This window comes from Bradyrhizobium sp. HKCCYLS2038 (assembly GCF_051167655.1).
Lineage (GTDB): Bacteria > Pseudomonadota > Alphaproteobacteria > Rhizobiales > Xanthobacteraceae > Bradyrhizobium.
In genome coordinates, this window is sequence record NZ_JBNPTM010000006.1 from 191092 (window position 1) to 202853 (window position 11762).

General features: G+C 67.0%; 11 protein-coding genes and 1 riboswitch. Of the genes, 4 read left to right on the forward strand and 7 right to left on the reverse strand.

Features of this window, described 5'->3' with window-relative positions; all coding sequences use genetic code 11:
* Positions 1-86 precede the first annotated feature (86 nt).
* The 3 genes from ACQR1I_RS26055 to ACQR1I_RS26065 form a co-directional block, all read right to left on the reverse strand.
* Positions 87-950: an FAD binding domain-containing protein gene (locus tag ACQR1I_RS26055; protein WP_434869416.1), complete on the reverse strand. Its 864-nt coding sequence runs from the start codon at positions 948-950 to the stop codon at positions 87-89.
* 501 nt (positions 951-1451) lie between these two features.
* A complete protein-coding gene (locus ACQR1I_RS26060) occupies positions 1452-2654 on the reverse strand; it encodes an MHYT domain-containing protein (RefSeq protein WP_434869415.1) in 1203 nt (400 codons plus the stop codon).
* 471 nt (positions 2655-3125) lie between these two features.
* On the reverse strand, positions 3126-3716 hold the full coding sequence (locus ACQR1I_RS26065) for a 6,7-dimethyl-8-ribityllumazine synthase (RefSeq protein ID WP_434869414.1): 591 nt from the start codon (positions 3714-3716) through the stop codon (positions 3126-3128).
* A gap of 77 nt (positions 3717-3793) precedes the next feature.
* Positions 3794-3989, reverse strand: a riboswitch (FMN riboswitch).
* 392 nt (positions 3990-4381) lie between these two features.
* Here ACQR1I_RS26065 and ACQR1I_RS26070 point away from each other — a divergent pair.
* Together ACQR1I_RS26070 and proC are read left to right on the forward strand one after the other, a co-directional pair.
* On the forward strand, positions 4382-4882 hold the full coding sequence (locus tag ACQR1I_RS26070; RefSeq protein WP_434869413.1) for a YbjN domain-containing protein: 501 nt from the start codon (positions 4382-4384) through the stop codon (positions 4880-4882).
* 116 nt (positions 4883-4998) lie between these two features.
* On the forward strand, positions 4999-5820 hold the full coding sequence (gene proC, locus ACQR1I_RS26075) for a pyrroline-5-carboxylate reductase (protein WP_434869412.1): 822 nt from the start codon (positions 4999-5001) through the stop codon (positions 5818-5820).
* Between the two features lie 152 nt (positions 5821-5972).
* Here proC and ACQR1I_RS26080 read toward each other — a convergent pair whose 3' ends face one another.
* From ACQR1I_RS26080 to ACQR1I_RS26095, 4 genes are all read right to left on the reverse strand, one after another.
* A complete protein-coding gene (locus ACQR1I_RS26080; RefSeq protein WP_434869411.1) occupies positions 5973-6368 on the reverse strand; it encodes a thioesterase family protein in 396 nt (131 codons plus the stop codon).
* A gap of 229 nt (positions 6369-6597) precedes the next feature.
* On the reverse strand, positions 6598-6840 hold the full coding sequence (locus tag ACQR1I_RS26085) for a tautomerase family protein (protein ID WP_434869410.1): 243 nt from the start codon (positions 6838-6840) through the stop codon (positions 6598-6600).
* Positions 6837-8525, reverse strand: coding sequence for a histidine--tRNA ligase (gene hisS, locus ACQR1I_RS26090; RefSeq protein ID WP_434869409.1), 1689 nt, complete (start codon positions 8523-8525; stop codon positions 6837-6839). Before hisS ends, ACQR1I_RS26085 begins: the two co-directional genes overlap by 4 nt.
* 360 nt (positions 8526-8885) lie before the next feature.
* A complete protein-coding gene (locus tag ACQR1I_RS26095; protein WP_434869408.1) occupies positions 8886-9965 on the reverse strand; it encodes a branched-chain amino acid aminotransferase in 1080 nt (359 codons plus the stop codon).
* A 345-nt stretch (positions 9966-10310) separates the two neighbouring features.
* Between ACQR1I_RS26095 and ACQR1I_RS26100 the strand changes: the two genes are divergently transcribed.
* Together ACQR1I_RS26100 and ACQR1I_RS26105 are read left to right on the forward strand one after the other, a co-directional pair.
* Positions 10311-10862 (forward strand): MarR family winged helix-turn-helix transcriptional regulator, encoded by a 552-nt coding sequence (locus tag ACQR1I_RS26100; RefSeq protein ID WP_434869407.1) that lies wholly within the window; start codon positions 10311-10313, stop codon positions 10860-10862.
* Positions 10859-11590 (forward strand): response regulator, encoded by a 732-nt coding sequence (locus tag ACQR1I_RS26105; RefSeq protein ID WP_434869406.1) that lies wholly within the window; start codon positions 10859-10861, stop codon positions 11588-11590. Before ACQR1I_RS26100 ends, ACQR1I_RS26105 begins: the two co-directional genes overlap by 4 nt.
* Positions 11591-11762: the final 172 nt, after the last annotated feature.

Sequence of the window (11762 nt, forward strand, 5' to 3'; positions counted from 1 at the left end):
TTGGGGTGAGGGGCAGCCGCGCGGGAAGTGTTCGTGGTGAGACCTGTCCCCTCACCCGTCTGCGCGGCTACCCATCGGCAAAGCCGCTACTTCGCCCGGCTCGCCGCGCGCTGCAGGGCGCGCATCACCATGATGCCGCCGACATGGATGCGGTATTCGGCCGGACCTCGCGCATCGGAGGCCGGCTGCATGATCGCGCGCGCCGCCGTCGCGGCGGCCTTCAGGGCCGCATCATCCAGCGTCGTGCCGATCACGGCTTTTGCTGCATCCGTCGCCAGCAGCGGCGTCTCGTGCAGGTTGGTGAGCGCGATCACGCAGCTCGCAACCTTGCCACCCGCCATCGTCAGCACGACGCCGGCAGCCGCCGTCGCATAATCGCCCACCTTGCGCTTCAGCTTCTCATAGGCGTAGCCGTGATCAGCGGGCGGCACGGGAATGCTGATTCCGGTCAGGATCTCGCCCGGCTCCAGCGCGGTGAAATAGGCGCCCTGATAGAACTCCCGCGCCGCGACCTCGCGCGCGCCGTTCGGCCCTTCCAAGCGATAGCTCGCGTCCAGCGCCAGCATCAGCGCCGGCATGTCGTTGCCGGGATCGCCATTGGCGACGTTGCCGCCGAGCGTGCCGCGGTAGCGCACCTGCGGATCGGCGATGAGCAGCGCGGTCTCGTGCAGAATGGGGAGGCTGGTTCCGATCTCGGCTGACGCCAGCAGCTCGGCCTGGGTCGTCATCGCGCCGATCACGATGCGGTCGCCATCACGGCAGATGCCCTTGAGGCCGGCGATGCCGTGCAGGTCGACCAGGTGCGCCGGGGTCGCCAACCGCAGCTTCATCATCGGCAGCAGACTGTGGCCGCCGGCGAGCGGGCGCGCCTCGTCGCCGAGATCGGCGAGCAGCTTGATGGCATCACCGACGCTCGCAGGCCGGTGATAGTCGAACGGACCAGGAATCATCTCGTTTCCCCTCCTCTGCTTGGCATGCCTTGTCGGCTTGGCCGTTTGCGCTGCTGCGGCGGACTTCATGCTGCGTGAGCGAAGTGCGCGCGGTCGCATCGCGGTTGGCGGCGAGCGTCGATCGGGATAGCCAGTTGCGCAACGAACCGGACACGGAGAGCGGCGAATTCGCACGAACTGCGGTCGACCGCGCACGAATTGCGTCAGCGAGTGCGACCCATCGCGCCCGGCCGCGGCGTACCGGGATGGTCCAAGCTTGAGGTCGGTTTCCTCCCCACCGGCATGCCCGGGCATGTCGCGGCCATCAAAATCGTTCGGCATCCTTGGATAGACGTGGATGCCTGGGACACGTCCGGGCATGACGATGTGAAGACAGGATGATTTGAAGTTCAAAGCGGCAATGCGAGCGCGCTGAACTGGATCGTGGGCGAGAGTCGGCGACGCATCTGTGCGATGCAAAAACCATTGCGCGCAGGATTTGGGTTCGCGGCTACGAACGGATCAGGCCGGCCGCCGCAGCCCGAGCCGCGCCTTGACCTCGGCGACCTTGGCACGGCTGACCGGCACGCGCGGCTTCGAGGGCCCATCGAGCTCGATGATGGCGCCCTCGCCCTCCTTGCCGACGAAGGTGACGTGCTCGATCGCCACGATGTGGCTGCGATGGACGCGGATGAAACGGCCGGGATCGAGCTGCGCCTCGGCCTCGGAGATCGACCATGGGCACATCCGCTCGCGGGTGCCATCATGCACCCTTGTATAATGAGCATCGGCGCGCAGGCTGCGGACGTCGCCGGCATCGATGAAATGGGTTCCATTGGCGCCCTCGATCGGCAACCGCGCCGCGGTCACCCGCGGCGGCTGGCCGATGCCGCCGAGTGGCGCGGCGATGACCCGGCTCGGCGGCACGGCCTCGACCGGCGGCTCGGCAGCCGCGGCCTGCTCCGGTGCGGGCTGCGGCGCCGTGTCAGCGACCACAGGCGCCGGTTGGGGCTGACGGCGGTCCGGCACCAGAGACAACAGGAATCCAGCCGCAATCACGAAGCACAACACCGCGACAACGATCGAGAGCGCCTGAGGCGATGCAGCCAGACCAATGGCCGCATGGCGATGCCCCTCGCCCTGCGGCTCGACATGCATGCCGAGCATCGCCGTATAGTGCATGCCGGAAACAGCGATGCCGAACGCGACCGCGCTGATGGCAAGCCGCAATCCATCCTGCCGCGCCAGGAAAATGCGCAGGCCGCCATAGGCGGCGACGATCGCGATGCCGACCGACAGCACGACCAGCAGCGGATCATGCGTCAATCCGAAACTGCCCGCGAGCCCGTGCATGCCGACATAATGCATGCTGGCGATGCCGGCCCCGAGCAGCAGCGCCGAGGGGATGACGCGCCGGGGCGAAGGATCGCCGATGCTGACGAAGAACAACGAGATGCCGACGACGAGCGCGCAGATCAGGAACGAGATGATGGTCGGCAGCACCAGATAGACGGCATCGGCGGGCAATGGCGCGGCCATCATGCCCACGAAATGCATCGTCCAGATGCCCACCGCCAGGATTGCCGCCGCGCCAGACAGCAGCACGCGCGGATTCGCTCCCGGCCCGCTGCGGATGCGCGCCGTCAGACTGAATCCGGTATAGCCACCCAGGCTCGCGATCACCACCGAGAGCGCGACGAGATAAGGATCGTATCCTTCGATCATCCTTGCCGGCCGCCCGTCGCCACGGGCCAGCCTCCTCCGGGTATTATTTTATAGACGTCGTGCGCAGAATGACAACACAAGGCGGCGAGCGTACGCGGGCGTGTTGTCGCTGGGCGTGAGGCAAAAGGAGGAAGTGCGGCCGACAGGAAAATTTGATTCACACTGCCGCCACAACGGCGGTGAGCTCCCCTCCCCCCTTGCGAAGCGGAGCTTCGCTAGGCGGGGAGGGGTCGGGGGTGGGGGTCCACGAGTCCCGCTCAGACTGATGAGCCTCGACTCCAAGAAGTATATTGGCAGAGGCGAATCTCACGGAGATCAGCGCCCGGAGACCCCCACCCCCAACCCCTCCCCGCCTAGCGAAGCTCCGCTTCGCGCGGGGGGAGGGGAGTCGACTGCCATCGCGGGGAGAGTTCGTGTCCCTACACCGAAGCATGTGTGGCCGGCCGCGACCGGCCACACACCAACTCCGTCTCAGACGATCCCCGCCGCCACTTGGCTGCGCAGCCGCTCCAAGCTCAACAATGTCTCCGCGCAAGCCGTCGCCACCTCGATGCCCTTGGTCGCGAAATGCTTCCGGAAGAACTCGAAATGCGCCTGCGTTTCGTGGAATTGCTGGGGCGTCAGGACGGCGGAGAACACCGGCACCTCGGTGCGCAACTGCACGTCCATCAGCGCTTTGATGACGGTGTCGGCGACGAATTCGTGGCGGTAGATGCCGCCGTCGACGACGAGGCCGGCGGCGACGATCGCGGTGTAGCGCCGCGTCTTCGCCAAGAGTTGCGCATGCAGCGGGATCTCGAACGAGCCCGGCACCTCGAAGATGTCGACGCGGTCCCGCGGGATGTGGCGCGCCTCGATCTCGTCGAGAAATGCGATCCGGCACTCGGCGACGACGTCCCGATGCCAGGCCGCCTGCACGAAGGCAACGCGCTGCGGCTTGCTGAAGCGCGGATGCGACGGGGCGGGCGGAGACGCGACCGGCGTGTCCGTTGTCGCCACGGATTCGGGAGTGGGAGCTTCGGTGGAAGTGGCTTCGATGGAGTCTTGCAACATCTGATTCATGGTTGTCCTCGTAAGACGCCAGAATCAGGGCACACGGAACGACGACGCCCCCACGCTGAATTGCGCGGGGTGCCGGGACCCGTTCTCTTTCATCCGGACTGTGACCGTCGGCTTCGGAGTTGCTCCGAATCTGCTGACCCTTCTCTGTTCGATGCGATCCGAAGAACAGGATTCTCCGGATTGCCCCTTGCAGAGAAGGCGCTCGCGGGCTCGCGCGCTCGACCGAGAGCGCTTACCGCCGGTGGGGAATTTCGCCCCGCCCTGAGAACATGAGCCGCCCGGCTGGACGGCCCGAGCGAACTATGCAGGGACGCCACAGCGCCGACAAGAGCTCACACCTGCGATCCGCGGAGGGCGGCCATGCGCCGCGTGCCAGCAGGGCCGACACCCATTCGGGCCGGATCGGGCGGCTGATCCGATTCCGATTCCGTTTTGTTCTGGTTCGGCCATGATTCCACAGGCCGGACAGGAGTTGTGGACGAAGCGGTGTTTCGCTGTGGACGGACTCACCCCCCCGTTGCGCAGATTCCGCAAATCACATCAGTTTGTCCTCGCACGCCCGGGGTACCTCCGGGGCTGCAAGCCGGGTCTCGAAGCGCCGTGAGGGCGTGGGCCGGGTCGCCGCGTAAGTACCAACGAAATCAAGAAGACGAGGTCGAGACGGCATGTCCCTGCTCGAAAGCACTATCGATTCCGGAGATCATCCGCTGAGCGTGGTCGAGAACATCGCGTCCGACAACAACTGGATGTTCGAGCGCTCCGGCGACGACGAGATCACGATCGCCTCCAAGGGGCAGTGGACCGACTATCAGATCTCCTTCACCTGGATGGCGGAGATCGAGGCGCTGCATCTGGCCTGCGCCTTCGACATGAAGATTCCGGAAGCCCGCCGCGCCGAGGTGCAGCGGCTGATCGCCGCCATTAACGAGCAGCTCTGGCTCGGCCATTTCGACATCTGGACCCACACCGGCATGGTGATGCACCGCCAGGCCCTGGTGCTTCCGGGCGGCATCACCGCCTCGGGCCCGCAATGCGAGAGCATGCTGGCCGGCGCCATCCACGCCTGCGAGCGCTATTTCCCGGCCTTCCAGTTCGTGGTGTGGGCCGGCAAGTCGACCCCGGACGCGATGGCCGCGGCGCTGTTCGACACGGAAGGTGAGGCGTAAGCCGTCTCCTCTCGTCATGCGCGGGCTTGACCCGCGCATCCATCTCACATCAAAAAGCCGCTTCTCTTGATCGATGGATGGCCGGGTCAAGCCCGGCCATGACGGGTGGTGGCTTGATGACGACCGTTTCCGAACTCCAACACACCACCGGCACCATCGTGCTGGCCGGCGCCGGCAAGATGGGCGGGGCGATGCTGACCGGCTGGCTGGCCGGCGGCCTCGATCCGGCGCGGGTGGTGGTGATCGAGCCGATGCCGTCGGCCGAGATCACCGCGCTGGCGGCCAAGGGCGTTCGGCTCAATCCGGCGCAGGCTGCGGCCGCCGAGGTCGTCATCCTCGCCGTCAAGCCGCAGATGTTCCGCGAGGCCGGGCCGACGCTGAAGCCCTGGGTCGGCGACACGACGCTGGTGCTGTCGATCATGGCCGGCACGACCATCGCGAGCCTGCGGGACGTGGTCGGCGGGGCCGTCGTGCGCGCCATGCCCAACACGCCGGCCGCAATCGGCCGCGGCATCACCGTGGCGGTGCCCGCCGCCAATGTCAGCGCCACGCAGCGCGCGCTGACCGATGCGCTGCTGCGCGCCACCGGCGCGGTCGAATGGGTCGATGACGAGGCGCTGATGGATGCGGTGACCGCCGTGTCCGGCTCCGGCCCCGCTTATGTGTTCCTGCTCGCCGAGGAACTCGCCCGCGCCGGCATCGCCGCCGGCCTGCCCGAGGCGCTGGCCACGAAGCTGGCGCGGCACACCGTGTCGGGCGCCGGCGAACTGCTGCGCCAGTCCGAGCTGCCGTCCGCGACCCTGCGGCAGAACGTCACCTCCCCCGGCGGCACCACCGCGGCGGCGCTGTCGGTGCTGATGGGGACCGACGGCTTCCAGCCGCTGCTGGAGCGCGCGGTGGCGGCGGCGACGGCACGCTCGAAGGAATTGGCGAAGTAGCCGCAACGCGCTCCGCCGTCATTGCCGGGCTTGACCCGGCAATCCATCCTCTTGGCAAGAACGGCTTGATGAGATGATGGATGCGCGGGTCAAGCCCGCGCATGACGAGCGTATTTTACGCTCCGATCGCGGGTCATCCGCACCAGGCGCCGCTACGGCACCGCGAACCGCTTCTTGAACTGCTCGACATTGATCAGCCCGCGGCCGTGGCGGCCGTCGCCGATCTTGGTCTCGCCATGAAACGCCTGGACGACGAAGCGGATGATGCGGCGCTCGACCTCGATCACCTCGGCGGCGGTGCGGATGGTGGCGCCGACCGGCGAGGCCGCGAGATGGCGGACATTGACCTCGGTGCCGACCGTCACCCAGCCCGGCGGCAGCACAGGGTTGATGGCGTCGCCCGAGGTCATCTCCATCTCCAGGATCATCATCGGCGTCGCATAGACCATCGGCATGTGCGGCACGAAGTGCCCGACCGTGCGCTCCGGCGGCACCACCAGCAACCGCTCGGCCCGCATCCCCGGCTTGATGATCTCACGCGCGTCCATGGTGGCTCCGAACTCCGTTGTCATCCCGGACAAGCTGCGACGCGCGCCAGCGCGGCGAAGCGCCGATCCGGGATCCATACGCCGCGGCGGCCGTGATGAGCAAAAGGCCAATGACCAGCGTTGCCTCAAACCGCTCCCTGGGGGTATGGGTCCCGGCTTGCGCCGGGACGACGGCGGTGGTTGTCGAGACAGATGCGATGGCCACGCTCCGCCGGTAGTACGGCGGGGCTTACCTCTTCAGCTCGGCCGCGCGCTCGACGAAGGTCTTGCCGCCCTTCATCTTGTGCGCCAGCGGCGCCTCGTTGATCTGGATCACCACCGCTTCCGGATCGACGCCGAGATGCGTCACCAGCGCCTTGGTGATGTCGCGCATCATGTTGGCCTTCTGCTCGTCGGTGCGGCCGGCGGCCATGCTCACGGTGATCTCAGGCATTGGTTGCTCCCTGTTGTGACCTGGTTTGTTAGTTGTCATTGCCGGGCTTGACCCGGCAATCCATCTTCGCAAATGACCGGCCGTTGTGAAGTGATGGATGCGCGGGTCGAGCCCGCGCATGACGATCTGCCCTCCCCCCAGCTCACGTCATGGCGCGCGAGCACCTCGCGGACGGCGGCGACGAGTTCGTCCTCCTTGGCGGAGAATTGCGCCGGGCGGCTCTCGCGCCATTCCTGGTTGGAGGCGATCGCAGCGGCGGCTTTCGCGCCCTCGATCAGGTCCTTGATCTGCACCTCACCGCGCGCCTTCTCGTCCGAGCCCTGGATGATGACGCATGGCGCGTTGCGGCGGTCGGCGTATTTGAGCTGGTTGCCCATGTTCTTCGGGTTGCCGAGATAGAGCTCGGCGCGGATGCCGTGGCCGCGCAGGGTCGAGACCATCTTCTGATAGTCGGCAACGCGGTCGCGATCGAACACGGTGACGACCACGGGGCCGAACGCCGGCCGCGTGTCGAGCTTGCCGAGCAGGGTCAGCGCCGCCTGCAACCTGGACACACCGATCGAGAAGCCGGTCGCCGGCACCGGCTCGCCGCGGAAGCGCGAGACCAGCCCGTCATAACGACCGCCGCCGCCGACCGAGCCGAACACCACCGGCTGCCCCTTCTCGTTCGGGATCGCCGCCAGCAGCTGCGCCTCGAACACCGGGCCCGTGTAGTACTCGAGCCCGCGCACGACAGACGGATCGACCATGATCTGGTTGTGATAGCCCGAGGCATCGACGAGGCGCGCGATCTCGACGAGTTCGTCGAGGCCATCGACCGCAAGCTTGGAATCGGCAAAGGTCTCGCGCAGCATGTCCGCGATACGGCGTGCAACCTCGTATTCGCTCTCCTTGCGATCCGCGTCACCGGCGAGCCGCTGCGCGACGTCCTTGTCGCCGGCATAGGCGAGCAGCGGCGGCGCGACCAGCGCGCGCGCATTGACGAAGGTCTCGATCTTCTTGATCTGCGTCTCGTCGAGCCCCGCGCCCTTGGTGAAGTCGCCGCTGTCGTCTTTGCGGCCCGGGCCGAGCAGCTCGCGCACGCCGCGCTCGCCGAGACGGTCGAGCTTGTCGATCGCGCGCAGCACGGTGAGACGGCGGCCAAAGTTCTCGTCGCCGCCGAGGCCGATCGACTCCATCACGCCGTCGAGCACCTTGCGGTTGTTGACCTTGACCGCATAGTCGCCGCGGGCAATGCCGAGCGCCTCCATCGTATCGGCCGCCATCATGCACATCTCGGCATCCGCCGCCGGCGAGCCCGAGCCGACGGTGTCGGCATCGAACTGCATGAACTGGCGGAAGCGGCCGGGGCCGGGCTTCTCGTTGCGGAACACGTAGCCGGCGCGATAGCTGCGATACGGCTTCGGCAGCGCGTCGAAATTCTCGGCGACGTAGCGCGCCAGCGGCGCGGTGAGATCATAGCGCAGCGAGATCCACTGCTCGTCATCGTCCTGGAACGAGAACACGCCCTCGTTCGGACGGTCCTGGTCGGGCAGGAACTTGCCGAGCGCGTCGGTGTATTCGAACGCCGGCGTCTCCACCGGCTCGAAGCCGTAGCGCTCGTAGACGGCGCGGATCTTCTCGACCATCTCGCGCGTGGCGGCGATCGCCGCCGGGCCACGATCCTCGAGCCCGCGCGGCAGCCGCGCCTTCAACTTCTGGGGTTTCTTGGGTTTGTCGGACATGGGACTCGACCGTAGGGTGGGCAAAGCGAAGCGTGCCCACCGTGGCTGACATCGCAGTGGTGGGCACGGCCCGCTGCGCGGTCCTTTGCCCACCCTACGGGATGGAATGCTTTGGCTCGGTTGGTAGCAGTCAGGGCGGGGTGCGGCAACCCGCGGGTGGCCTTGGGCAACCACGCATCTCATTGGGTCACTCATGCCCAATGAGAGCCAGGATGTTCGCTTCACGGGCAGTGCGCCCCCCTCCCCCTTGCGGGGAGGGGTTGGGGGTGGGGGTCCACACGGGCAGTCTTTGCTGGGACCCCCACCCCCGACCCCTCCCCGCAAGGGGGAGGGGAGTCGACCGTCGGTGCGGCGACAGCCCTACTTCACATCCCTGATCCACTGATGCGGATCCGGGCTGCGGCCGTACTGGATATCCACCAGCTGCTTGCGCAGGCCCATGGCGACCGGGCCGGCTTCGCCGCCGTTGATGACGAGATCGCCGCTCGTCGAGCGGACCTTGCCGATCGGCGAGATCACCGCGGCGGTGCCGCAGGCGAATGCCTCCTTCAGCTTGCCGCTCGCAGCATCGGCGCGCCACTGGTCGATCGAATACGCCTCCTCGCGCACCTCGCGGCCGGCATCGCGGGCCAGCGCGATGATCGAGTCGCGGGTGATGCCGGGCAGGATGGTGCCGAGCGGCGGCGTCGACAGCGAGCCGTCGGCGAACACGAAGAACACGTTCATGCCGCCGAGCTCCTCGACATAGCGGCGCTCGACCGCGTCCAGGAACACGACCTGGTCGCAGCCGTTCGCGATCGCCTCGGCCTGCGCCTTAAGGCTCGCGGCATAGTTTCCGCCGCACTTGACGCCGCCGGTGCCGCCGACCGCGGCGCGGGTGTAGTTCTCGGAGACCCAGATCGAGACCGGCGCCGGGCCACCCTTGAAATAGGAGCCGACCGGCGAGGCGATCACCGCGAAGATGTACTCCGCCGACGGCTTGACGCCGAGGAACACCTCGTTGGCGATCATGAACGGGCGCAGATACAGGCTGCCCTCGCCGCCCGGGATCCAGGCGCGGTCGATGCGGACGAGCTGCTCGACCGCCTCGATGAAGACCTCCGGCGGCAATTGCGCCATCGCCATGCGCTCGGCCGAATTCCAGAACCGCCTGGCGTTGGCGTCGGGGCGGAACAGGTTCACGCCGCCATCGTCACGCTTGTAGGCCTTGAGCCCCTCGAAGATCTCCTGCGCGTAGTGCAGCACGGCCGCCGCCGGATCGAGCGGGAAATTGGCGCGGGATTCGACCCGCGCGCTGTGCCAGCCCTTGTCCTGGCTGTACTGGACCACGGCCATGTGATCGGTGAACACCCGGCCGAAGCCCGGATTGGCGAGCTTGGTAGCGCGCTCCTGGTCGGAGGTCGGGTTCGTCGAAGGCCTGATGTCGAATGTCAAAGTCATGTCCTTGTTTCCCCCGCTCTGGTCGCCTGCGCGAGTTCTGACGCCGACCCGTCCATCCGGGACCAGTCGGCTTTTTGATTTTCGGACCTGCCCGGCCGGTCTCAGGGCCGGTCGACGGGCAAGCATGCCACCACAGGACATGCTTTTGCGCCCCGCGGAAGTCCAGTATGGTTTGCCGAAATGCCGCTCGACATCACACGGTTGTTCGATGCGTGGCCCAAGCTGCCCGTTCGGGTTGCTCACGGCCCGCTGAGACACGCCTCGAGACCATCACCCGCCAATGAAACGATTTAAAATTTCGTGGCGGGCGATTGTTTTGTAACATTGAACCGCAGAAACGTCAATATGGCTGACATAAATTTCTCGTCTCCGACGTTGAGCCCCGATTTGCGCGCGGCTGAGCCTGCGGCCGCCGCCGATGGGGGGCCGCTGCGCTGGGACATCATCGAGCTGCTGTTCTTCGCCTATCGCGATTTCGTCGGTGATGCCGACCACGAGCTGGAGGCGTTCGGCTTCGGCCGCGCCCATCACCGCGTGATGCATTTCGTCACACGCTATCCAGGCCTGAAGGTCGCCGATCTCCTGGACGTGCTGCGCATCACCAAGCAGTCGCTCGGGCGCGTGCTGAAGCAGCTGCTCGACGAGGGCTACATCGTGCAGAAGACCGGCAACAACGACCGCCGGCAGCGCCTTCTTTTCGCCACGCCCAAGGGCGAGGCGCTGGTGGTGAAGCTGGCCGGGCTGCAGACGCGGCGCATCGACCGTGCGCTGGAGCAGGTCGGACCGGCCGGTGCCGAGAAGGTCCGGCAATTCCTGCGCGCCATGATCGATCGCGACGATCCGGACAAGGTGCTGGAAGCGATCTTCAGGACGCCCGTCGCCGCTGCCAAGGAGTGACCGTGACGATCGCCGCCATCACGCCGCATCATCCGCAGACCCCGGCCGACGACGCGCCGCATCTCCTGCTCGTCGATGACGACCGGCGCATCCGCGATCTGCTGTCGCGCTTCCTGCGCGGCGAAGGCTACCGCGTGACGACGGCAGCCAGCGCGAGCGACGCCCGCGCCAAGCTGACCGGGCTGCATTTCGACCTCCTGATCCTCGACGTGATGATGCCCGGCGAGAGCGGCTTCGATCTCGCTCGCTCCATTCGCACGCAATCCTCGGTGCCGATCGTGATGCTGACGGCGCGCGCGGAGCCGGACAGCCGCATCGAAGGCCTGCAGCTCGGCGCCGACGACTACGTCGCCAAGCCGTTCGAGCCGCGCGAGCTGGCGCTGCGCATCGGCAACATCCTGAAGCGCGCGGCGCCGCCGCCGGCGCAGGAAGTCGTCGAGCAGATCGCGTTCGGTCCGTTCGTCTATCATCTGGCGCGCGGCGAGCTGAAGCAGGGCGAGGAGATCGTCCACCTCACCGACCGCGAGCGCGAGATGCTGCGCATCCTCGCCAACGCCCGCGGCGAGACCGTGCCGCGCGGCGCGCTGACCGGCAACGGCACCGTCAACGAGCGCGCCGTCGACGTCCAGATCAACCGCCTGCGCCGCAAGCTCGAGATCGATCCGGCCAATCCCCTGTTCCTGCAGGCCGTGCGCGGCATCGGCTATCGGCTGATGGTGACGGGGTGATGATCCGACGCGAGCATCACGGCAGAGCTCCATCTTCGCCGACGAAGTTGTGCACACATCCAGCGGCATACGCGGTGCCCCCTCTCCCCTTGTGGGAGAGGGTGGATCGCATGAGCGCAGCGAAATGCGAGCCGGGTGAGGGGTATGCCTCCGCGATCTCATCTGCGGAGGC